The sequence below is a fragment of the Brevibacillus sedimenti genome (assembly GCF_020923495.1).
GTDB classification, from domain to species: domain Bacteria; phylum Bacillota; class Bacilli; order Brevibacillales; family Brevibacillaceae; genus Brevibacillus; species Brevibacillus aydinogluensis.
In genome coordinates this window covers 2,816,932-2,838,400 of the sequence record NZ_CP064048.1, presented here as the reverse complement: position 1 = coordinate 2,838,400, position 21,469 = coordinate 2,816,932, and the positions used below count along the sequence as shown (strand labels likewise).

Annotated in this window: 22 protein-coding genes; 1 reads left to right on the top strand and 21 read right to left on the bottom strand. The window is 57.7% G+C overall.

Features of this window, described 5'->3' with window-relative positions:
• Positions 1 to 13 precede the first annotated feature (13 nt).
• The 7 genes from IRT44_RS13940 to IRT44_RS13910 all read right to left on the bottom strand — a co-directional run bounded on the left by IRT44_RS13940 (position 14) and on the right by IRT44_RS13910 (position 5,279).
• Positions 14 to 889 (bottom strand): UDP-N-acetylmuramyl pentapeptide phosphotransferase, encoded by an 876-nt coding sequence (locus tag IRT44_RS13940; RefSeq protein ID WP_230076860.1) that lies wholly within the window; start codon positions 887 to 889, stop codon positions 14 to 16.
• Positions 874 to 1,566 carry a glycosyltransferase family 2 protein gene (locus IRT44_RS13935; RefSeq protein WP_230076859.1) on the bottom strand — a complete coding sequence of 231 codons (693 nt, stop codon included), beginning with the start codon at positions 1,564 to 1,566 and terminating at the stop codon, positions 874 to 876. The genes IRT44_RS13940 and IRT44_RS13935 overlap by 16 nt, the downstream gene beginning before the upstream one ends.
• Complete coding sequence (locus IRT44_RS13930; RefSeq protein WP_230076858.1) at positions 1,550 to 2,110, bottom strand: copper transporter; 561 nt, start codon at positions 2,108 to 2,110, stop codon at positions 1,550 to 1,552. The genes IRT44_RS13935 and IRT44_RS13930 overlap by 17 nt, the downstream gene beginning before the upstream one ends.
• Before the next feature lie 12 nt (positions 2,111 to 2,122).
• Complete coding sequence (gene steA, locus IRT44_RS13925; protein ID WP_409978435.1) at positions 2,123 to 3,259, bottom strand: putative cytokinetic ring protein SteA; 1,137 nt, start codon at positions 3,257 to 3,259, stop codon at positions 2,123 to 2,125.
• 168 nt (positions 3,260 to 3,427) lie between these two features.
• The gene (locus IRT44_RS13920; protein WP_171565589.1) at positions 3,428 to 3,604 is read right to left on the bottom strand and encodes a DUF2759 family protein; all 177 of its coding nucleotides are present in this window, start codon (positions 3,602 to 3,604) and stop codon (positions 3,428 to 3,430) included.
• Between the two features lie 156 nt (positions 3,605 to 3,760).
• Positions 3,761 to 4,588, bottom strand: a complete 828-nt coding sequence (locus tag IRT44_RS13915) for a class I SAM-dependent methyltransferase (protein ID WP_230076856.1) — start codon at positions 4,586 to 4,588, stop codon at positions 3,761 to 3,763.
• Position 4,589: 1 nt separating this feature from the next.
• A complete protein-coding gene (locus IRT44_RS13910; protein WP_326838918.1) occupies positions 4,590 to 5,279 on the bottom strand; it encodes a class I SAM-dependent methyltransferase in 690 nt (229 codons plus the stop codon).
• Between the two features lie 214 nt (positions 5,280 to 5,493).
• Between IRT44_RS13910 and IRT44_RS13905 the strand changes: the two genes are divergently transcribed.
• Positions 5,494 to 6,360 (top strand): LysR family transcriptional regulator, encoded by an 867-nt coding sequence (locus IRT44_RS13905; RefSeq protein ID WP_230076855.1) that lies wholly within the window; start codon positions 5,494 to 5,496, stop codon positions 6,358 to 6,360.
• Here the strand turns inward: IRT44_RS13905 and IRT44_RS13900 are convergent.
• The 14 genes from IRT44_RS13900 to xseA all read right to left on the bottom strand — a co-directional run bounded on the left by IRT44_RS13900 (position 6,357) and on the right by xseA (position 21,463).
• Positions 6,357 to 7,178 (bottom strand): metallophosphoesterase, encoded by an 822-nt coding sequence (locus IRT44_RS13900; RefSeq protein WP_230076854.1) that lies wholly within the window; start codon positions 7,176 to 7,178, stop codon positions 6,357 to 6,359. The genes IRT44_RS13905 and IRT44_RS13900 overlap by 4 nt on opposite strands.
• A gap of 34 nt (positions 7,179 to 7,212) precedes the next feature.
• Positions 7,213 to 7,791: a beta-class carbonic anhydrase gene (locus tag IRT44_RS13895; protein WP_171565594.1), complete on the bottom strand. Its 579-nt coding sequence runs from the start codon at positions 7,789 to 7,791 to the stop codon at positions 7,213 to 7,215.
• 174 nt (positions 7,792 to 7,965) lie between these two features.
• Positions 7,966 to 9,444 (bottom strand): ATP-binding protein, encoded by a 1,479-nt coding sequence (locus IRT44_RS13890; protein ID WP_409978421.1) that lies wholly within the window; start codon positions 9,442 to 9,444, stop codon positions 7,966 to 7,968.
• 22 nt (positions 9,445 to 9,466) lie between these two features.
• Positions 9,467 to 9,871 (bottom strand): ATP-binding protein, encoded by a 405-nt coding sequence (locus tag IRT44_RS13885; RefSeq protein ID WP_230076852.1) that lies wholly within the window; start codon positions 9,869 to 9,871, stop codon positions 9,467 to 9,469.
• 255 nt (positions 9,872 to 10,126) lie between these two features.
• A complete protein-coding gene (gene spo0A / locus IRT44_RS13880) occupies positions 10,127 to 10,915 on the bottom strand; it encodes a sporulation transcription factor Spo0A (RefSeq protein ID WP_171565596.1) in 789 nt (262 codons plus the stop codon).
• Between the two features lie 431 nt (positions 10,916 to 11,346).
• Positions 11,347 to 12,678, bottom strand: coding sequence for a SpoIVB peptidase (gene spoIVB, locus IRT44_RS13875; RefSeq protein ID WP_212132378.1), 1,332 nt, complete (start codon positions 12,676 to 12,678; stop codon positions 11,347 to 11,349).
• A gap of 152 nt (positions 12,679 to 12,830) precedes the next feature.
• On the bottom strand, positions 12,831 to 14,561 hold the full coding sequence (gene recN / locus IRT44_RS13870) for a DNA repair protein RecN (protein WP_212132377.1): 1,731 nt from the start codon (positions 14,559 to 14,561) through the stop codon (positions 12,831 to 12,833).
• A 15-nt stretch (positions 14,562 to 14,576) separates the two neighbouring features.
• Positions 14,577 to 15,026 carry a transcriptional regulator AhrC/ArgR gene (gene ahrC / locus IRT44_RS13865; protein ID WP_171565599.1) on the bottom strand — a complete coding sequence of 150 codons (450 nt, stop codon included), beginning with the start codon at positions 15,024 to 15,026 and terminating at the stop codon, positions 14,577 to 14,579.
• 5 nt (positions 15,027 to 15,031) lie between these two features.
• The gene (locus IRT44_RS13860) at positions 15,032 to 15,889 is read right to left on the bottom strand and encodes an NAD(+)/NADH kinase (RefSeq protein WP_171565600.1); all 858 of its coding nucleotides are present in this window, start codon (positions 15,887 to 15,889) and stop codon (positions 15,032 to 15,034) included.
• A gap of 109 nt (positions 15,890 to 15,998) precedes the next feature.
• Positions 15,999 to 16,811, bottom strand: a complete 813-nt coding sequence (locus tag IRT44_RS13855; protein ID WP_212132376.1) for a TlyA family RNA methyltransferase — start codon at positions 16,809 to 16,811, stop codon at positions 15,999 to 16,001.
• A complete protein-coding gene (gene dxs / locus IRT44_RS13850; RefSeq protein ID WP_171565602.1) occupies positions 16,808 to 18,694 on the bottom strand; it encodes a 1-deoxy-D-xylulose-5-phosphate synthase in 1,887 nt (628 codons plus the stop codon). The genes IRT44_RS13855 and dxs overlap by 4 nt, the downstream gene beginning before the upstream one ends.
• A gap of 270 nt (positions 18,695 to 18,964) precedes the next feature.
• Positions 18,965 to 19,861: a polyprenyl synthetase family protein gene (locus tag IRT44_RS13845; protein ID WP_171565603.1), complete on the bottom strand. Its 897-nt coding sequence runs from the start codon at positions 19,859 to 19,861 to the stop codon at positions 18,965 to 18,967.
• Positions 19,858 to 20,115 carry an exodeoxyribonuclease VII small subunit gene (gene xseB / locus IRT44_RS13840; RefSeq protein WP_171565604.1) on the bottom strand — a complete coding sequence of 86 codons (258 nt, stop codon included), beginning with the start codon at positions 20,113 to 20,115 and terminating at the stop codon, positions 19,858 to 19,860. Before xseB ends, IRT44_RS13845 begins: the two co-directional genes overlap by 4 nt.
• A complete protein-coding gene (xseA, locus tag IRT44_RS13835; protein ID WP_171565605.1) occupies positions 20,084 to 21,463 on the bottom strand; it encodes an exodeoxyribonuclease VII large subunit in 1,380 nt (459 codons plus the stop codon). Before xseA ends, xseB begins: the two co-directional genes overlap by 32 nt.
• Between the last annotated feature and the right edge of the window lie 6 nt (positions 21,464 to 21,469).

The window sequence follows — 21,469 nt, the reverse complement described above, 5'->3', positions numbered from 1 at the left end:
TGACGACCTGGTTCTATTTCGTTTCAGCCGGCCGGCCCCACTGATCCAGCCGGTTCAGCCAGCCGACAGATTGGATCACGCGGGAAAAGGAGACGAATTCCGCCAACAGGTGGAGGATTGCAAACACGAGCAGCATGGCAATTTGCACGGCAAACGACAGGTTGGTCGCAAGGCTGAATCCAGCCGCGAACCCCAGATAGTTGGCCCCCGTGTCTCCCAGCATCAGGCGGCCTGCGGCGTCATGCCGAAACACCAGCGCAGCAGCAGCCGCCACGGGAACCATCCACACCCAGCAGGGAGCTTTTCCTGAAGCAAACGCCCCGCCTGCCACAGCCACAGCTGCGAGCAGCGCAAACACCTTGAGCGCGCGCGCCGGCCGCAGGTCAAACATGTTGAGTACGTTTGGCGACAGCGCCAGCAGACCGGCTGCTGCAAGCGCCGACAGCGTCTCCCCGTAAAGGGCGAGGCTGACCAACAGGGCCGTACTCCCGCCTCCCCACGCTTTCCACATGCCGCTGGTCATGCGCCGTTCCTTCCAGAGCGCGCCGAAGTGGCCGCGGAAGCCTTTTACCGCTTTGTCGGGACTGCAGTCGTCCAGCCAGCCCCAAAACGCCATCGACGCCGAACCGGCCAGAAACAAGACGCCCACGCGCAGCATGGCTGACGCTTCGGCGGCAAACAGGCAGACGAGCAGCATCGCCGCCTGCGCAGCGGCTGCATAACAAAACACTGCCACGCCTCCCCCGGTGATCACGTCTTCGTCCCTGAAATTTTTGCGGATCATTCCCTTCCTGCTAAGCATCCGCAAACATGCGGCAAACAGCAGGCGATGCCCGACCGCGGGGACGACGACGCCGAGAAAAAGCAGCGCCATCAGTTTCGCGTCCACACGCTTCCCTCCCACCATTTGCGGCCAAGTGCCCGGCCGATCGCCCAAAATTCTTTTCCCCGGTGGCAGTAACCAGCCCAATCATTTCCGGTCTCCCGATGGGCAAACGCAACCGGCACCTCCAGCACCCGGTACCCGGCCCGAAGCACATCAATGGTCAACCCGACTTCGATGCCAAAGCCCTTGTCCAGACGCCCCGTGCGTTCCAACACCTGGCGGCGAATGGCCCGCTGCCCCGACAGCGGCGCCTGGGCCCGATACCCGGTCAGCAGCCGGATGCCGTGACGCGCCAATCCTTTTGCCAATCCCACGCCCGCTTTTCGCGCCGGCGCGGGCAGTACGGCCACTGCCATGTCGCAGACGCCGCTGAGGACAGGAGCGATCAGGCGGTTCGCTTCTCCCGCGCTTTCCCGCAAATCGCCGTCCAACAGCAGCACGATGTCGCCAGCGGCACGCCGCCAGCCCGTCTGCAGCGCTGCCCCTTTGCCCTGGTTGCGCGGCAATCGGATTACCAGATCGGCCCAACTGTCCGCCAGTGCTCCCGTGCCGTCCGTACTGCCGTCATCGACGACGATCAGTTCGTCACAGATGACGTGCTCGCGGACAGCCTGCAGCGTGGACACGATGGAGTCGGCCTCGTTATAGGCGGGAATTACTACGCTAACTGTTTTTTTCACGCGCCTCCCTCATTTCCGTCAGCAGCTTTTGCACGTTCTCCAGCAATCCCCACTGTTTGCTCGGCGAATCGGGCACCTCTTCGGCGTACAGCCAGCGGCAGTCGTTTGGCAGCGTCGACAGCCAGTCCGGCTGGACAGGGCCAAAGACCAACAGCGGCCCGTCCGACGGTATGCTTCCCTCCCGGTAGGCAAGCACGTTTACCCCGACGGAGCGGAATATCTGCTTGAGCCGCAGCAATTGCTGCTGATCGGCATGCCAGACGTACACGCTGCTCCCCTTCAGTTCATTGGCATAGCGGCTGGCCAGCAGCTGTTCCATTTCTTCGTGGTTCCGCTCCATTTCCGCCAAGATACGGTTTAGCTGCTGCTTCAGCTCGCTGTTGCTGCGCAGCGCCTGGTCGTACTTGGCTTCCATGTTTTTCAACACTTCCTGTTCCTTCAGTGCAAACCACGATTGCCCGGCCGTTCCTCCCAGCAGGATGCCGATCCCCAATGCGAGAAACACTGCAGCCAGCGACAACAGGTGATGACGAAAGTGAATCAATTCCGCCGCCTCCTAAAACGCCCAACTGCGCCACTGCATCCACCACATTTGCACGGCGTGGCGGGCGACCGGGTTGATTGCCAGAGCGGCCGCGACCGGAACGAGGGTGGCGGCGATCATCAGCGCCCACCAGTTCCACGACCAGCGCGGCTGGTAGAGCTGGCTGACGCCCTTGGCATCGATCAGCTTGGGCCCGATTTTGGTGCGTACCAGCAGGGTGCTGGCCATGCCTTTGCGTCCTTTCTCCAAAAAGTCAATCATATTGGAATGCGAGCCAATCGTGACGATCAGCTGCGCCTGTTCCTCGTAGGCGAGCAGCATTGCGACATCTTCGCTGGTCCCCGGCGCGGGCAGGAGGTGATAGGGAAGCCCCAGCGCCTCGACCCTCTCCCGTCCGGGCGCGCTGCCATCGGGAAAAGCGTGGACCACTACCTCCGCCCCGCAGCACAGGGCGCGGTCGGAGATGCTGTCCATGTCCCCGACGATCAGATCGGGCGTGTAGCCGCATTCCATCAACGCGTCCGCCCCGCCGTCCACAGCAATCAGCACCGGCTGGCACTCGCGGATGTAGGAGGAAAGCATCCGCAAATCCTCCCGATAATGCCGGCCGCGCACGACCACCACCACATGCCGGTTTGCCATCCGCGTGACCAAGGGCAACTTGCGCAGCGGATGGAGAAACAGTTCCTTTTCCCGTTCGGCGAACTGCAGGGTGTTGTCGATAAACGCGGCCAGCACGTCGTCCAGGCGGTCATCCGCTTCCTTTCGCCTTGCCGCGATCTCATAAGCGGTGACGGCCCGCACGGAGGCAACCGGACGCCACTGTCCGTCAGTGTGCACCAGCAGCGCATCGCCCGACACTGCCGCCCGTTTTCCGTCCAATTCCTCCACCAGACTGCTGTGTCCACCGACGACTTCGTACATGGGAATCCCTGCTTCCAGCAGTCTGCTCGCCCCTTCGGCGGGGTAGGTGCCGGTCATGAATGGGGAGAGGTTGATCACGGCCTGCACGTTGGCTTCCAGCAGCGAACGGGCCGCCATCTCATCGACATCGGCATGGTCCACCAGGGCGATTTGCCGGGGCTGAAGCCGTTTGCACAGCTGTTTGGTTTTACGGTCGGCCGCGATCGTCGCCGTGCATGCAAACATGCCGGTATCACTGCACTTGCCCACCTTTCCCACCTCCATCCCTAGTATGCTAATCATTTCCGCCGGGCATGCAATTGGCGAAAAAGAAAGGAGGCCGCGCAATTTGCGCAGCCTCCACAGCAACCGCTTTCGTCCCCGCGAAAACGAACCTGTAAACGGGAACGACCCCTATACTCCTCTTGTCGCGTAGTAGATAATCAGACCGTCTGCGAACAGGAATACAGCCAGGGACAAAAGTCCGAATCCTACCGCAAACTTGTTTTTGGCTCTCGCGGAACGGATCACGCCCCAGAGGATGAAGAACGTGAACACGAACATGAGGATATCGAACAAGGTAATTTTCATCCGTCAGACAACTCCTTTACAAAACTGACGCGCAGGAATAGAATGCCACTTTCATTATATAGAATCGCCCACGGGTATACAAGCAGTAGTGGAATTGTGACAAACGATTTCACAATTGTGGATTCACTGGGGAAGGGTGGTTACGGATAGTGTGTCTCATTGTTTCGTTCCTATCCAGATCGTCCAGCGATCCCGCTCCACGATGATCCCGTCTGAAGCAATCTCCTGCTTCATGGCAGCGACCAGCGCGCGCAGCTCTTCGTCGGAAAGGGCGTGCAGGATCGAGCGGCCGTTTCGTTTGAGCAGATCCTGCTCCAGTTCCTCCCATCCCGAATAGACGCGGCGTGTCTCCCACAGCACATCCCTGTGTATCGCTTGAAAACCGGCTGTTCGCATCGCGTCCTGCACGTCGGAATCGGCTGGGCGGCGCTCTTTTTCCAGCTCCAGCAGACGCGGAAAGCGGGAAAAAAAGTATCCGCGCAGATGGGTGGGCGAACCCGGCAGGGACACATCCTCCATCGTCCGATCCTGCACGATCGCCAGACCGCCGGGAACAAGCAGGCGGGCGGCCTCGGCAAAGAACCCGTCCAGCTCGTCCAAATGATGAATCAACGCTCTGGCAAACACCACGTCGGTGCTTTCCCCCGGCATCCCTGTCCGCAGGGCGTCTCCGCGGACCAATGTTACGTTTGGACAGTCACGACAGGTCTCCTTTGCTGCCTCCAGCATAACTTGGGAGAAATCAACGCCGACCACCGCTGACGCTCCCATCTCCGCCCATGCTTTGGTGTATATCCCGCCGCCGCATCCGATGTCTGCCACGCGCCTGCCAACCGGGTCGAGCCATCCGCAAATGGCCTCCATCCAGCTTGCGTCCGCGCGCCTGCCAGCGTACGCATAACGATTCTGTTCCGCATGAAAATCTATTCGCATGGCCTGATCCGCTCCATGAATTCCAGCCGGTTGCCAAATGGGATGGTTCATCTCACTTTCCCCCTTTTTGGCACAAGACCATCCACTCGTCGATCTGGTGCGACTGGACGCGTCCGTTCCGCACGTCCAGATTCCAGTATGCTTTCATCGCCTGCGGCGCATCCAGCAGGCAGCGCTCCACTGCTTCCTCCTGCTCCTTGGATGAGGAGGTCCGGGCGACCCACTCTGAAAACAGGAAGCGCTTTTGGCGCAGGCGGTCCTTGCGTTCCATTAGGCCGTATTTCTGCAACAGTTGCCGCCACTCCGCTACCGACAGACAGCGCACGTGGCTGATGTCGCGCAATTTCTCCACCCGGTTGACAATCTCGGCCAACTCCGGTTCATCGGGCACCACGTTGTCGATCAGCAAAAACATGCCGCCAGGACGAAGCACACGGCTCGCCTCACGGACAAACGCGTCCGGGTCGGGAAAGTGATGGGCGGCAATGCGGCAGCATACGGCGTCAAACGATTCGGACAAAAACGGCAGTTGTTCCGCGTCCGCCTGCACGTACACAAGATTCGTCAATCCGGCCTCCCGGTGAGCATTAGCTGCAGCCTCCAGCATCGGTGCAGTCAGGTCGGTGGACACAACGAAGCGGCAGTGCGGAGCCAGCGTTTTGGCCACATGGCCGCCGCCGGTCGCCACATCCAGCACCACCCAATCGCCGCGTGGCTTCAGCCATTCGACCAGGAGCGGCAAGTCCTCCCCTTGGCGTGCGTCGCGCTGGTCACATATGACTCGGCGTGGCGGCCGAATTGTTGTTGAACCGTTGTTTTCACGTCATCCTGTCTCATGGAGACCACCTCCTGATCCCATCCTATTCCATACACAAACCGCTTTGTTATAGAATATGAATAACAAGCTATCCATCTATTCGATAACTTCAACAACCAGATCGTTTCAGGAGGTTCCCATGGATTTGCAAAGCCTGGAGGTGTTTTTGGCGATTGCCCGGTACGGTTCGCTGAACCGGGCGGCCCAAGCCATGTTTCTCGCCCAATCCACCGTGACCCACCGGCTCAAGCAGTTGGAACGGCAAGTGGGCACACCGCTATTCGTCCGCACCGCTACAGGCGTCAGCCTGACCGGGGAAGGGAGGCGCCTTCTGCCGGTTGCGGCCTCCGTCGTCGAACAGCTCCGTGCATTTACCCAGCACAGGGAAAAGCCTCAGGCGCTGACAATCGTCGCTGGCAAAGCGTTCGCGTCGTACGAGCTGCCCCGCCTGATCGGCGAGTACCGGCGCGCTCACCCGCACTTTACCTGTTTCGTCCGCTCCACGCTTTACGAGGAATCAATCGCCGCCCTCCTCACCGGTGCCGCCGACATCGCCTTTCTTGGCCACGAGGTGTACCATCCGTACATTCATCAGGAGTTCCTGCCTTGCGACCGGATTCTCCTGGTGACCGCTCCCGAACATCCGTGGGCAAGCGGATTCCCCGGTTTTTCCCACTGGGGAGCAGAGCCCGTCATCGCTTTCGGCGACCATACCGCGCCGTTCCGGCAGCGGGTTGACCGGTTCCTGGCGCAGCACGGCGTATTTCCCAACGTCGTCATGGAACTGGACAGTTTCAGTGCAGTCAAAAAAATGGTCCTCCAGCAGCTCGGTGTCACCATGCTGCCGGAACGAACCATTCGGGAAGAGGTGGACGCGGGACGACTGATTGCCATGGACATTGCCAACGGCCAACTGACCCGCCCCACCTTGATTGCCTACCTGCATGCCAAAAAGGAGGACGACGCATTTCAGCAGTTTGTCCAGTGGATCAAAAGCGCCTACTAAACCAGCGTGAGGACGGTCACTTCCGGCCGGCAGAGAAACCGGACCGGCAAAATGGTCGTGCCCAATCCCCTGCTGGTATAGACCGGCATCTTGCGCTCGCCTGCCTGCATCAGGCCGGACACGTATTTTTGGCCAAGCGGTGGTGTCAATACGTGGCCGATGAGCGGGAGGCGCACCTGTCCGCCGTGACTGTGGCCGGACAACTGCAGATGGACATGATGACGGGCAGCCACATCGGCAAAGTCCGGTTCGTGCACAAGCAGGATTACCGGTTCGCCTGGGGCAATGCCCGCCAATGCCGCCTGCACGTCAGGCGTGCCGTGCAGCACGTCGTCCACGCCGGCCACATAGAGACCGGCCCCTTTGTACTCTGTCCGCACATGTCGGTTGTCCAGGACCTGAAAGTCCGCATCCACGAGCGCCTGGTGGATAACATCCTGCTGCCCGTAGCGCCAGTCGTGGTTGCCCAGTACGGCAAACTTGCCGAGCGGCGCCTGCAGTCCCCGCAGCATGGGAACCGCCGCGGACAGCAGCCGCGTGCTCTCGTCCACCAGGTCGCCGGTAAAGCAGATCAGATCAGGCTTCTCCCGATTGATCACATCCACCACGCGCTGCAGTTGTTCCAATCCCCAGTACGGTCCCAGGTGCGTGTCGCTAAAATGGACCAGACGGACACCTTTCAGCACCTGCGGCCAATCGGGAAGTGTGATCGACAGCGAGACCACTTCCAGTTGATGCCGTTCCCACCCGTATCCGTAGGCTCCGCACAGTGCCCCCACCCCGAGCAGCCCCAGGAGCCAGTGCATGCCTTTTGTCATAAAACGCCTCCGGGTAATGACATCCAACCGCCGCTTACTCGTCGCAAGCGATTCTCTCATAGCCGTTGACGACCAGGTCCAGCTGCCCGGTCTCCGGATTGATTAACAGGCCGTGCACCGGCACCCCGCACGGCAGCAGTGGGTGGTTTGAAATAACCTCGACGCTTCGTTTCACGCTTTCCTCCACGCTGTCAAAGCCGCGCAGCCAGGTCTTCAGATTGATCCCGGCATTTAGCAGCAAGGAAATCGTCTCGTCGGTAATCCCCTGCTGTTTCATTCTGTTCAGCATGTCTTCGGCGGAGATCATGCTCATCCCGCAGTCGTAATGTCCCACGACCATCACTTCTTCCGCGTTCAAGGCATACAGCGCGACGAGGATGCTGCGCATGACACTGCCAAATGGATGGGACACGATCGCCCCCGCACTCTTCACGTGCTTGAAATCCCCGTTGCGCAAATTCATCGCCTTGGGCAGCAGTTCTTCCAGCCGGGTATCCATACAGGACAGGATCACCAGACGCTTGTCCGGGAATTTGGTTGTCTTGAATGCCTCGTATTCCCCACGAGCGACAAACCCGCGGTTGTACGCGAGAATCTCTTCCAGTTTGGTCATGCGTGATCACCACTCTTTGCAAGGGTTATTTCCTCATTGTACTAGAAAGAAGCAGGGAATCAACACATTGCGAGAAGTCCGCCAACGCAATGTGCCTGCTCGCAGCATGGAGGCTAGGCAAAAAGAACCCCCTCTTGGATAAGGGGGCAGGTTTCCAGAAAATGCTTTCCATATTTATTGAAGCTCCTCCAAGGCTTGCTGCAGCGTGGCCTTGGTCACCACCTTTTCAGTAAACGCAATGCCCAATTCGATCATGGTGTTGGCGATTTCCGGGCGAATCCCGGTGATGATCGCCTTGCATCCGAGCAGCCCGATTCCTTCTACGATGCGAAACAAATGGCCCACCACGGCTGTGTCCATGAACGCCACACCGGACAAATCAATAATAATTTTTTGAATCTTCAGGTTGGCAATTTGATTGAGCGTTCGCTCCTGCACTTTTTTCGCCCGATAGGTATCCAGGGTGCCGACAATGGGCAGCACCGCCATGGAAGCGGATAACGGAATGATGGGAACCGACAGGTCATCTATCGTTTCACGGTGGGAACGCAGCAGTTCATCCTTGTACTCGATGTAACTGGAGAAATAGTGGAAAATGTAATGATCCAAGAGAAAATTCGTTTTGATGCCAAGCTGGAAGACACCTTCCATGTCCAGTCCGACATTCTGATAATAGTTATGTAATAAATTCCAATACACCTTGCGAAACGCCTGGATCAATTCCAGTTTGATGACGAGCGGGACATCATTTCTCGCACCCGTCTTGCCCAGTTCCTTCGCGAGCATCGTCAGCTCATGCTGCCGCTCTTCGACCAGGAGTTTGGCCATTCTGACAAAAATGTCCCCTACATCAATATTGTACATGGAGTCGGCGATGAGCTGGTTGGTCCCTTTCGTTTCGTGGGCAAACAGCTCGTGAAAGCGATCTTCATTCATGGCGAAATACTCTTGAAAACTCTGGCCTTCCACGTATTGCATGTTCATATCCATCACTCCAATTTGTTCGATCATTTCAATCGGAAACTGAATGGTGAATGTTGTGCCGATGCCTTCTGTACTCTTTACCTCAATGGTTCCTCCATGTTGATAAATGGTTGAAAACACCTGTGTCAGGCCCATGCCCGTCCCCTCATCTTTTGTTGTGAAGAAGGGAGTACCCAACAGTTGAAGCTTTTCCCTCGGCACACCGACTCCTGTGTCCGAAATGCTGACGTACACAAAGTCACCCATACGGTAATGGTCGATGGTGATGATGCCTTCATGGGGAATGGCTTCAAACGCATTTTTCAAGAGATTGAAAAAGGCTTTCTTCAACTGGTTGCGTTTTCCCCAGATAACTTCATCACAATTGCGAAAGTTCCGGACAATTTGCACCCGATAGATTTGATCCTGAAACAAGTAGAGCAGAGACTCCAATTCGGAACAGAGATTGATCGAAAGATACGACTCTTCTTCCAAATCAGGTTTGCATACCTGCAGCAAATCCTGCAGCGTCGCAATCGCCTGGTCCAGTTCGGAACAGGCAATATCCAAATACCCATGGGAAATCTCTTCCTTGAGCAGCTGCAAAAATCCCTTCACTGCGGTTAACGGATTTCTCACTTCATGTGCGATCCCCGCTGCAATTTGGCCGATCGAAGCAAGGCGGCTCAAGGTATCTTCTGTCTTTTGTGTGTTATGGCTGCTTGGTTGCCCATTTGATTGCAACGATCCTCGTTCCTCTCCTTGAAGTTTCGATGTGGAATTCATCCATCAGTCGCTTTACGCCGGATAAGCCGAGTCCCAATCCTCGTGACGACGATCGCCGTTTGCCGTTGATCACGTCCTCAACATCGAGAATTCCCGGCCCTTCATCGGTAACGACCAAGCGTATTCCCTGTTCGAGCAATTCACAACAAATGATCCCCTTGCTGAAGGCGTGATCCAGTATGTTTCGGGTTAACTCTGACACGCTCACGAAAATCTTCTGCTGATCCGCCTCGGAAAAAGGGAGCTGCTTCATAAAATGACGAACCGTACTTAACGCAAAATAAATATCGTCTTCGGAAGAGATATTCACTTTTTGATAGGTGATCGGCACAGGAATCCTCCAAGGAACCAAACAAATTTCATTTTAATTTGGTTATAATGATGTTTATGAATATATCAATAAAGAATTATGTACTGCTCATCACTTCTGGCAGCAAGATATCCCGGGCATGTCTCATCCTGCCTTACCCCCTTCTGGATTGTAAAAAAATACCACTTCTTCATTGGTCATACGGAACCAATAAACAAGCGGTACTCGTAATGCTTCCAATTGTCAGTATCTTTGATACATCTATTTTCTTTTTTCTCAGCTTATTTTCGCTTCAATCCGCAGCTTATCAGCCACCATGGCAATAAACTCGGAGTTGGTCGGCTTTGCCTTTGTGTTGGAGACGGTGTAGCCGAACAAGCTGGAGATGGAATCCAGATTCCCCCGCGACCAGGCGACTTCGATGGCGTGGCGGATGGCACGCTCCACCCGGCTGGCTGTCGTGTTGAACTTTTTGGCGATGTCGGGGTACAGCACTTTGGTGATCGAACCGAGCAATTCCACATCGTTGTACACCATCGTGATCGCTTCGCGCAGGTACAAATACCCCTTGATGTGGGCAGGCACACCGATCTCGTGAATGATGCTGGTAATGCTGGCATCCAGATTGCGCCCTCTCACCGCCAGCGACGACTGCGGCTTGACGGCGCTGATAAACGAACCGGTCGGCTTGCTGCTGGTCATCTGGCGGATGCGTTGAGCCAGCACTTCCATATCAAACGGTTTCAAAATGTAGTAGGCAGCTCCCAGTTCCACCGCTTTTTTCGTGATTTCTTCCTGACCAAACGCGGTCAGCATGATGATTTTGGGCTGCGGAGACAGACGCATGGCCTGAATCTGCTCCAGCACCGCCAGGCCATCGAGGTGCGGCATGATAATATCGAGAATCAGTACATCCGGCACGCTCTCCTGAAGCAGACGAATGACATCGTTGCCGTTGTACGCCACCCCGACGACGTTCATGTCATGCTGGCTGCTGATGTACTCTTCCAGCAGGTTCACAAATTCCCGATTATCATCTGCCAACAACACGTCAATCTTGTTCAAGGTCGTTCCTCCTTACAATCAACATCTATTTTGGAAAGAAGGTGGAATTGGTGATCTCAGAAGTATGTAAACGATCGGAATCTGTCCAAACCATCTTTTCACATGAAAAATTATTCGACAAACCCCAGGTCATTCCTGCCAATGACGAAAGATTGAATGATTTTTCCGATATTTCGACAATTCACAACTACTTTTCGTCAGTATGCGTTCCCCCGTCGGCCGTCACTTGCGAAAAATGCGGCTGGATGCGGCAGCCCCCTTCCTTTTGCGCCCTGCACGTCTGGGCGATATCCGGTAAGGGACGCCCGCATAGAGAAGAGCCGCCGCGCCCAACGGGAGAGCGCTGACGGCTATTGAAGCGTGCTTCGGTTAGGGGCGTTTTTGCACGTCCCGCAAAGCCATGCGTTCGTGCCTGTAAGCTGGTCCTTACGCTATGCTGCACTCCCGATCGGCGCTTTGCCTTGCTGCGAGCGGACGGGTATGCCTGCCTCTTGCAGCATCCATTCAATGTAGCAGCCGTATCCCGAGGTGGGATCGTTGACAAACACGTGTGTGACCGCCCCGACAATCTTACCGTCTTGGATAATCGGACTGCCGCTCATCCCCTGAACGATGCCGCCGGTTTTCTCCAGCAGACGCTTGTCCGTTACTTTGATAATCATGCCCTTCGTGGCGGGGAAATGCTGCTTGACGACATTGACGATCTCTATGGAGAACTCCTCCACTTTTTGGCCGTCCACCACCGTGAGAATTTTGGCCGGCCCCTCCTTCACCTGCTCGGCAAGGGCGATCGGCATCGGCTCATTGTACAAACCGCGCTTTGGCTGCTCTTTCATCTTGCCAAAGATGCCGAACGGCGTGTTTTTGGTGATCGTCCCCAGGACTTCGCTTTCGTTGTAAAAGCGGGCAAATTTCTCCCCCGGGTTGCCGCTCTGTCCTTTTTCAATGGAGGTTACGCTGGCTGCGACGATCTGGCCGTCGCCCACGGCAATTGCCTGGCCGGTGTCCACGTCAGAGATCACGTGGCCCAACGCACCGTACGCCTTGGTATTGGGGTCAATAAACGTCAGTGTACCGACACCGGCTGCAGAATCGCGGATGTATAGCCCCATGCGGTACTCGTTGTCTTTTTTGTCTTTTGCCGGGTGCAGGGTCATGTTGAGCTTTTCCTTGCCGCGTACGACCAGCAGCTGTACGGGGGTGTTGCGCTCCCCTGCTTCGTTGACCAGTTTCTTGACATCATTCATGTCGTTGATGTACAGATCGTTTATCTTGACGATCATGTCCCCGACATGAATACCCGCTCGCTCCCCGGGCGAAACCTTTTCCTTGCCTGTGTCCACGAGATGGTGTCCGACGACGAGCACGCCCGCCGTCTGCAACTTGACGCCGATCGATTGTCCCCCGGGGATGACCCGCAAATCGGGCAGCACGTTTACGTTGACAGCGGTCAGCGGAACGTTGTGCCACTTGACCTGCAGCTGTGCCTGACCTGCGCGGCGCGGCTCGACAGACAGCGGTTTGCTCAAGTCGACGGTGACTTCCCGCGTCTTTGCTCCGTTTACGTGCAAAATGTCGGGGTTGCTGTTGATCAACGTCCCCATGACGGGCACGGAGACGCGAAGCTGTTGCAGTGAACCTTCCATCAAGCGCAATTCATGGGGGAAAGAAGTCAGGTCGCGGAACGGGGTGGAACTCACGACGAGCGCCGTGATGAGGAGAAGGAGACTTCCCATCCATTTTCTTCTGTTGTGACGGATCACCAGCAATCACTCCTACCGTTCCCTACCTACACCTACCTGATACACCTCCACCTTGTGTAGTTATAATGTTGCCTGCGCCCCAACGGATTATGTCAGGAAAATCACCCACGCACACACGCGGGAATGCGCCATCCGCCCCGTAAAAAAAGCTGTCAAACGCCGTTGACAGCTTTTCGTCGTTGCCCCAGCAAAATCATTTCGCGGGCATGTTCTTCGGTTTTGGACGTGACTTCGGCACCGCCCAGCATCCGGGCCAACTCCTTGACGCGCTCTTCGTCGGAGAGCCGCTCTACCACCGTCATCGTCTCGTGCTCACTCATTTCCTTGCGAATCAGGAAATGCGCGTCAGCCAACGATGCCACCTGCGGCAGATGGGTGATGCAAAGAACCTGCCGTTTCTGTGCCACGCGGGCCAGTTTCTCCGCAATCGCCTGGGCCGCCCTGCCGCTCACGCCGGTATCCACTTCGTCGAAAATCAGCGTCTGGACCTGATCGGTGCCGGCCAGGATCGTCTTGATCGCCAGCATGACCCGGGACAGTTCTCCGCCAGACGCGATCTTGGCCAGCGGACGAAGCGGCTCGCCCGGGTTGGGGGAGATGAGAAACTCCACCTGATCAATGCCGTTTGCATCGACGCGCCATTTGGCACCTTCCAGCTCAATCCCGTCCTCATCCGGCACCCGGCGGACGTCGATTGCGAAACGGGCCCGTTCCATGTGCAGATCTTTTAACTGCTGCTCAATCTCCCGCGCCAGCCGTTCGGCGCATTCGCGGCGGATCACGGACAGTTCCTGCGCTTCCACGGCCAGATCGGCCGCCAGTTCGCTCAGCCGGTGCTCCAACTGCTGCAGGCGATCCTCATAGTGCTGCATCTCGTCCAGCTCGTCCTGGATCGCAGCGGCGTACTCCAGAATGTCGTCCACGTTTTTGCCGTACTTGCGTTTCAGGTTCTGGATCTGGTCAAGCCGCTGCTCCACTTCCGCCAACTGCTCCGGTTCGAAGTCAAGCTGGTCGCTGAGCTGGCGAAGCTGCTGCACCACGTCTTCCATCTGATAGTATGCGCTCTGAACCGATTCCACAATCGGCGCGAGCTGCTCTTCGTACGACGCGATCCGCTCCAGCTCGCTCATCGCGTGGCCGAGCCAATCAAGTCCCCGCTGATCGCCGTAGAGGGCGCGGTAGGCGTCCTGTATGCCGGCGTACACCTTTTCAATGTTCATCCATTTTTTTCGCTGTTTGAGCAGTTTCTCGTCTTCCCCCGGGGTCAGGGCGGCCGCCTCGATCTCGTTCAACTGGTATTGAAGCAGGTCAATCCGCTGCACCAGTTCCCGCTCGTTGCGAGCCATCCGCTCCAGGTCCTGTCTGGTCTTTTTGTAGGCGGCGTAAAGCTGAGCGTACTCCTTTTTGGCTGGGCCCAACTCCGCCTCGCCGTACGCGTCCAGCCAGTTGATGTGCTTGTCCGCCTGCATCAGCATGTGGGTGTCGTGCTGGCCGTGCACGGTCACCAGCCACGGCCCCAGCTCCCGCAGCATTGCCAGGGTGACCAACTGGCCGTTGATGCGGATGATGCTTTTGCCCTGGCTGGAGATGTCGCGGCGCACGACCAGCGTGCCGTCCTGCTCCACAGCGACGCCGAAGCTCTCGCACAGGGCCAGCGCCGGGTGGCCGGCGGGCAGTTCAAACAACCCTTCCACTTCAGCCCGCGTCTCTCCGTAACGGACAAAGTCTGCGGAAGCTCGCCCGCCAAGAAGCAGGCCGAGCGCGTCGATGATGATTGACTTCCCTGCGCCGGTCTCCCCCGTGAGGATGTTTAGTCCGCGTTGAAAGGAAATCGTGACCGATTTGATGATGGCAAAATTGCGAATGGACAGTTCCAACAGCATCGTGTGCAACCACCTTTACAACATGTCCAGGAAGCGCTGGGTGACTTCCCGGGAGTTCTCCTTTGAGCGGCAGATGATGAGAATGGTGTTGTCGCCGCTGATGGTGCCCATGATCTCCTCCCAGGACAGGTTGTCAATCAGTTCGGCTACAGCATTGGCGTGGCCTGACAATGTTTTCAGCACAATGAAGTGGTCGGCGTAGTCGATGCTCACGTAGGAGTCCACCAGCATCCGCTTCAGTTTTTGGATCGGGTTGAACTTCTGCTCGACAGGCATCGAATACTTGTAGCGTCCGTCCGGAAGCGGCACTTTCACCAGGTGCAGCTCTTTGATATCCCTTGATACGGTGGCCTGGGTCACGTTGAACCCTGCTTCCCGCAGACGGTCCACCAGTTCGTCCTGGGTCTCCACTTCGTAATTGCTGATGATTTCCCTGATGCGAATCTGTCGTTGTCCTTTGTTCATTGCCATTACTCCCACTCACCTTGTAGTTTCGTGCGTATCGTTTCAAAAAAGCCGCCTGTTTTCCACTTGATCAGCGGCGTGACATGCGGGGACTTCTTGACAAAAATCTGGTCGCCGCCTTCCAGCCGATAGCCAAACTGGCCGTCGATGGACAGTCCCATCTCCTGGTGGATGGCATCCACCTCGATGCGAATGATCTGATTGGCCGACAGCACCATCGGACGGGCGGTCAGCGAATGTGGGGCCACCGGTGTCAATAGCAGCATATCCACGTTGGGTGCCACGATTGGCCCTCCCGCCGACAAGGAATAGGCGGTCGAGCCGGTCGGACTGGAGACGATCACACCGTCGCCGCTGAACGTCGCCACATAGTCGTCATCCACGTACACGGCGCATTGGATAATCCGGCAAAACGAGCCTTTGGCGATGCCGATATCGTTCATCGCGGTGTAGCTGGCCAGCGCCGTCCCGTTTCGCACCAGCGTCGCCTCCAGCATGGTCCGCTCCTCGATGTCGTACTTGCCGGAGAGCAGATTGTCCACGGCTACAGGCAGATCGTCCGGATCTGCTTCCGACAAAAAGCCGAGCGTCCCCAGATTGATGCCAAGTATCGGCAAGGAGCGGCCGGCCAACTGGCGGGCTATCCCAAGCAGCGTCCCATCGCCGCCCAAGACACACAGCAGTTGTGCTTCCCGGCCGATTTTTTCCAGCGAGGCTGCCAGCTCGGACCGCCCGACATCCGAGGCAATATGTTCATCAAGCAGGACGCGGGCCCCTCTCGCTTCCAGCAGGTACATCAACTCTCTGGCCACGATTCGGGCTTCCGGCTTCCCTTTGTTTGCTACGATACCAATCGATTTCATACGGCCCTCCCAAACGTCGTTGGTTGGAAATCCTTATACAAGTATACAACTTATCATGCATATAAAAAAAGCCTCGATTCTGCGTGATCGAGGCTTTTTGTCCCACATTTCACTTCAATTCGCGATGGGCCGCGGAGACCACTTCCGCCGTGTGCTTCAGCCAGGCGTCCGGAGTCAGGCCGCCCTCGCTTTTTCGCGCGTGCAGGAGAAACTCGATGTTCCCCTCGCCTCCAGTGATGGGAGAGTAATCCAATCCATGCAGAGAGAACCCGGTGTTGACAGCGAACTGGCCGATATCAACCAGCACCGCTTCATGAATATCCGGATCGCGGACGATGCCGTTTTTGCCGACGTTTTCCTTGCCCGCTTCAAACTGTGGCTTCACGAGGGCAACCACATCCCCGCCCGGTTCCAGAAAGCGGTACAAAACGGGCAGGATCAGCTTCAGCGAGATGAAGGAAACGTCGATCGAGGCGGCGTCCGGCCTCTCATCGTCAAATGCATCCGGGTCCATGTGGCGAAAATTGGTTCGCTCCATCACTACGACACGCTCGTCCTGCCGCAGGCTCCAGGCAAGCTGTCCGTACCCGACGTCAATCGCGTACACACGGCGCGCGCCGTGCTGCAGCGCACAGTCGGTAAAGCCGCCCGTCGACGCGCCAATGTCCATCATCACTCTGCCGTTCAGATCAATCCCGAACACGCGCAGCGCTTTTTCCAGCTTCAACCCGCCGCGGCTGACGTAGGGATGCACCTCTCCCTTTACGGTGATCGGCGTGTCTTCAGGAATTTTGGTCCCCGGCTTGTCGCAGCGCTCGCCGCCCACCAGGACCAATCCGGCCATCACGGCGGCCTTGGCCTTTTCCCTTGTTTCAAAAAACCCTCGTTCGACGAGGAGCACGTCTACCCGTTCTTTTTTCATGCTTCCACAACGCCCCTTGTCATGGGCAGCAGGGCGCGCACGCGGGCAGCGATGGCGTCTGCCGTCAGCCCCACTTCCTCGCGCTGTTCCTTCACGCTGCCGTGTTCCACAAAGTAGTCGGGCACCGCCACCACTTCCACGCGCACCTGATGAAACCCGGCCGCCGCCAGACATTCGAGAACGGCGCTGCCAAAACCGCCCATCGCCGCTCCCTCTTCGACGGTGACGATGTCGTAGCCTTCCCGCGCCAGGCGGAACAGCAGCTCCTCATCCAGCGGCTTGCAGAAGCGGGCGTTGACCAGCATCGGTTGGATGCCTTCGCTGTCAAGCTGCTCCACCGCTGCCTCCGCCAGTTCGAAGACGTGGCCAAACGACAGGATGGCGACGTTTTTCCCCTCACGCACCACTTCCGCTTTGCCGATCGGCAGGACCTGCAGCTCCTCGTCCATTTTTACGCCGCGAATGGCCAGACGCGGGTAGCGGAACGAGATGGGGCCGTCTTCGTAGGCCACCGCCGTTTTCATCATGTGGCGCAGTTCGTTCTCGTCCTTTGGCGCCATGATCACCATGTTGGGGATCGTCCGCATGAACGCGATGTCGTACATGCCCTGGTGTGTCTCCCCGTCTGCTCCGACCAGGCCGGCCCGGTCGACGGCGAAGATGACGTTCAGCTTTTGGCGCGCCACATCGTGAATCAACTGGTCGTACGCACGCTGCAAAAAGGTGGAGTAGACCGCATACACCGGTTTCAGCCCCTGCGTCGCCAGGCCGGCGGCAAAGGTACAGGCGTGCTGTTCGGCGATGCCTACGTCAAACAGGCGATCCGGAAATCGCTCACCAAACTTGAGCAGCCCGGAACCAGCCGGCATGGCCGGAGTCACGGCGACAATCCGTTCATCCGCTTCGGCGAGCTGGATCATCGTGTCCGCAAAGACGGACGTGTACGTCGGAGCAGACTTCGGCGTATGACCTGACTCGATCTTGTACGTTCCGATGCCGTGCCATTTGACCGAATCGGCTTCGGCGGGGGCGTAGCCCTTTCCTTTTTTGGTAATGGCGTGAATCAGTACCGGCCCTCTGGTCTGCTTGGCTGTCTTCAGCGAGTCGAGCAGCAGTTCCAGGTTGTGGCCGTCGATGGGGCCGATGTAGGTGAAGCCCAGCTCTTCGAATAGCACGCCGGAGACCAGCAAATACTTCAAGCTGTCCTTGAACCGCTCCGCCAGATGGGCCAGTCTGCCGCCCACGGCGGGTATCGATTTCAGCAGGTGCTCCAGCTCTTTTTTGGCGTTCCGGTAGTTTTCGGCAGAACGCAGCTTGCCCAGGTAATTGTGCAGCGCGCCGACGTTGGGGGCGATCGACATCTCGTTGTCGTTCAGGACCACGATCACGTTTTTCTTCTCGTGACCGATGTGATTCAGCGCTTCAAACGCCATTCCCCCGGTCAGGGCGCCGTCCCCGATGATCGCCACGACATGGTGCTTTTCCTTTTTCAGATCCCGCGCGGTAGCCATGCCCATCGCCGCGGACAGGGACGTACTGCTGTGTCCCGTTTCCCAGACGTCATGCGGGCTTTCGCTCATCTTGGGAAAGCCGCACAACCCCTTGTACTGGCGCAGTGTCGGAAACAGTTCGCGGCGGCCGGTGAGGATTTTATGTACATAGGCTTGGTGACCTACGTCCCAGATCAATTTGTCTTCCGGACTGTTGAACACGTAGTGCAATGCGAGCGTCAGTTCCACCACACCCAGGTTGGGAGCGAGGTGTCCGCCCGTTTTGGACAAGGTTTCCACTAGAAACTGGCGAATTTCACTGGCCAGCATGTACAGCTGGGGCAGCGAACACGTTTTCAAATCCTGAGGATTGTTGACTGTCGTCAGCAGCATTTTGATTCCTCACTTTCCAGTCGTTCTCCGTCAATTGGCATGCTGCAATCCATAAATGATAACGCAAACATCCGCTGCGTTCAGCTTGCTTCATTATAACGGTTTCTTGGCGAAAAGACCACTTTCATCTGCCAGAGGCCCGCCATGCTGCCGTAATCACCCGGACTGTCCGCTCCGGGGAGAAAAATAAAAAGCCGGCTTTCCCTGCGGATAGCCAGCATTTGTCGATAAATGTGGTTCAAAAGAACCGGGCGTGAATACCTGACCCGTTTACTTTGTCCGGTTCATCACGTAATCGGCCAGCGGGGCCAAGGCCGAATGTTCCAACCCCGCTTCGGCAAGCGCGGCTTTTGCCTCCGCGATCAGCTGGACGAGCCGCTCTTTGGACGCCTCCAGTCCGAGCAGCGCAGGATAGGTGGCCTTCTGCCGGTCGGCGTCGCTGCCCACCGCCTTGCCCAGTTGGGCTTCATCCCCTTCCACGTTGAGGATGTCATCCTGGATTTGAAACGCCAGTCCGATACAGAGCCCATAGCGGGTCAGCGCGTCCATCTGCGCCGGCGTCGCCTCGGCCAACCACCCGCCGCCGCGCAGCGCGGCAATCAGCAGGTCGCCGGTTTTGTGCCGGTGGATGTACTCCAATTCTTCCAGGTTGAGGCGTTTGCCTTCCCCTTCGATGTCTGCCATCTGCCCGCCGACCATCCCGGCGGAACCGGCCCGCTTTCCCAGTTCGGCAATCAGCCGGACGGTCGTCTCCGGCTTTACCTCCGGATCGTCCATGTACGCCTCGGCGATGTAGCCAAACGCACGCGTCAGCAGCGCATCCCCGGCCAGAATCGCGGTCGCTTCCCCGAACACCTTGTGATTGGTCGGTTTGCCGCGGCGAAGGTCATCGTCGTCCATCGCCGGCAGGTCGTCGTGAATCAGCGAATAGGTATGAATCATTTCCAGCGCGACGGCGAAGGGAATCCCCCGCTTCAGCGGCTTGTCCAGCGCTTCCAGTACCGCCAGCACCAGCATCGGACGCAGCCGTTTGCCGCCCGCCATCAAGGAATATTTCATCGATTCGTACAGTGTATGCGGCACGCCGTCCCGTTCCAGACCGGGAAGCAGGTGTTCTTCGATCAATGCCGTCTTTTCAGTCAGGTAGGAAGCGAAAGCGTCGGTCATTGCGCTTCGCCCTCCACGTGGAACGGCTTTTGCTTCCATTGGCCGTCTTCCTCCACCAACTGGGTGATTTTCGCTTCGATTGCATCCAGCTTTTGACTGCAGATGCGGGACAGCTTCACGCCTTCCTGATAGAGGCTGATCGCCTCCTCCAGCGCGATATCCCCCTCTTCCAGACGGTGGACGACTTCCTCCAGCCGCTTCATCGCCTCTTCAAACTGCATGTCAGTCTCTTGATCCGTCTTCTTCCGCGCCATTACGCTTCTCCTCCCGGTAAATCTGTTCCACGCGTGCCTGAGCACTGCCATCACTTAATCGTACCATGAGAGTGTCTCCGGGGGCAAACTGGTCGACTGACTTGATCAACCGCCCGTTGGCATATACCAGGGAAAAGCCGCGCTGCATCACTTTCAACGGGCTTAGCGCATCCAGTTGACCGATCCGAGCGGCAAATGCCATTCGCACCTCATTCACCCGCTGCCGGACCAGCTCATCCAGGCGAGACCGATGCGCGCTGACGGCCCGCCTGCGCTCCGCGACCGCTTCCGTCGGCCGGAACCGTTTCAACTGGGCAGCCACCAGTTCATACCGCTCCGTGCGACGGCTCACCAACTGCTTCATCGCCTGACGCATGCGGCTCTGCACGTCATCCAGGCGCTGCTGCGCTTCTTCCACCCGCCGCTTGGGCCGGCGCATGGCGTAGGATTGCATCAGGGTTTCCAGTCGTTTCCGTTCAGAAGCCATCTGTCCGCGCAGCGCCCTGTGCATTCGCGCGTCCAGCTGCTTGACTCGTTCCACCCACTCCAGGTAATGCGGCACGGCCAGTTCGGCAGCCGCTGTCGGAGTGGCCGCCCTCACGTCTGCGACAAAATCGGCGATGGTCACGTCAGTCTCGTGTCCCACGGCGGAGATGACCGGAATCCGGGATGCGGCGATCGCCCGCGCCACCTGCTCGTCGTTGAAGGCCCACAGCTCTTCGATCGAGCCGCCGCCCCTGCCGACGATCAGCACGTCGATGTCAGGCTGCTGATTGATGATGTGGATCGCCGCCACGATCGACGCCGGAGCTTCCGCCCCCTGGACGATCGCCGGGGACAGGACGATCTCCGCCTGCGGGTAGCGCCGTCTAATGGTGGTGCAGATGTCGCGGATGGCCGCACCTGTCGGCGATGTAACCACGCCAACGCGCTTGGGAAAGCGCGGAAGCGGCCGCTTCCGTTCCTGGGCAAACAAGCCTTCCGCAGCCAGCTTCGCCTTCAACTGTTCAAACGCCAAATAGAGAGAGCCCAGCCCGTCCGGCTGCATCTCCCTGGCGTACAGTTGATAGACGCCGTCCCGCTCATAGGCAGAGATGGAACCACGGACAATCACCTTGGTTCCATCTTTGGGCAAAAAGCGCAAAAAGCGGTTGTAGCTGGCGAACATGACCACTTTCATGCGGGACTGGCTGTCTTTCAATGTCAAGTACATGTGGCCGCTGGTGTGGTGGGTAAAATTGGACACTTCCCCCCGCACCCAGACGTCCTGCAGGTGCTGTTCCCGTTCCAGCACCTGCTTGATGCAGCGATTCAAGTCGCTGACCGTATATACATGTCGCGTGTCCATGCGCTC

Bases quoted from the DNA above. Each gene is read 5' to 3' on its own strand.
- ahrC (WP_171565599.1), bottom strand. From the start codon at position 15,026: ATGAACAAAGGACAACGACAGATTCGCATCAGGGAAATCATCAGCAAT.
- IRT44_RS13855 (WP_212132376.1), bottom strand. From the start codon at position 16,811: ATGAAAAAAGAACGGGTAGACGTGCTCCTCGTCGAACGAGGGTTTTTT.
- dxs (WP_171565602.1), bottom strand. From the start codon at position 18,694: ATGCTGCTGACGACAGTCAACAATCCTCAGGATTTGAAAACGTGTTCG.
- xseA (WP_171565605.1), bottom strand. From the start codon at position 21,463: ATGGACACGCGACATGTATATACGGTCAGCGACTTGAATCGCTGCATC.
- IRT44_RS13845 (WP_171565603.1), bottom strand. From the start codon at position 19,861: ATGACCGACGCTTTCGCTTCCTACCTGACTGAAAAGACGGCATTGATC.
- xseB (WP_171565604.1), bottom strand. From the start codon at position 20,115: ATGGCGCGGAAGAAGACGGATCAAGAGACTGACATGCAGTTTGAAGAG.
- IRT44_RS13860 (WP_171565600.1), bottom strand. From the start codon at position 15,889: ATGAAATCGATTGGTATCGTAGCAAACAAAGGGAAGCCGGAAGCCCGA.
- IRT44_RS13915 (WP_230076856.1), bottom strand. From the start codon at position 4,588: ATGAACCATCCCATTTGGCAACCGGCTGGAATTCATGGAGCGGATCAG.
- IRT44_RS13900 (WP_230076854.1), bottom strand. From the start codon at position 7,178: ATGACAAAAGGCATGCACTGGCTCCTGGGGCTGCTCGGGGTGGGGGCA.
- IRT44_RS13920 (WP_171565589.1), bottom strand. From the start codon at position 3,604: ATGAAAATTACCTTGTTCGATATCCTCATGTTCGTGTTCACGTTCTTC.
- IRT44_RS13895 (WP_171565594.1), bottom strand. From the start codon at position 7,791: ATGACCAAACTGGAAGAGATTCTCGCGTACAACCGCGGGTTTGTCGCT.
- steA (WP_409978435.1), bottom strand. From the start codon at position 3,259: ATGTTTGCATGCACGGCGACGATCGCGGCCGACCGTAAAACCAAACAG.
- recN (WP_212132377.1), bottom strand. From the start codon at position 14,561: ATGCTGTTGGAACTGTCCATTCGCAATTTTGCCATCATCAAATCGGTC.
- IRT44_RS13905 (WP_230076855.1), top strand. From the start codon at position 5,494: ATGGATTTGCAAAGCCTGGAGGTGTTTTTGGCGATTGCCCGGTACGGT.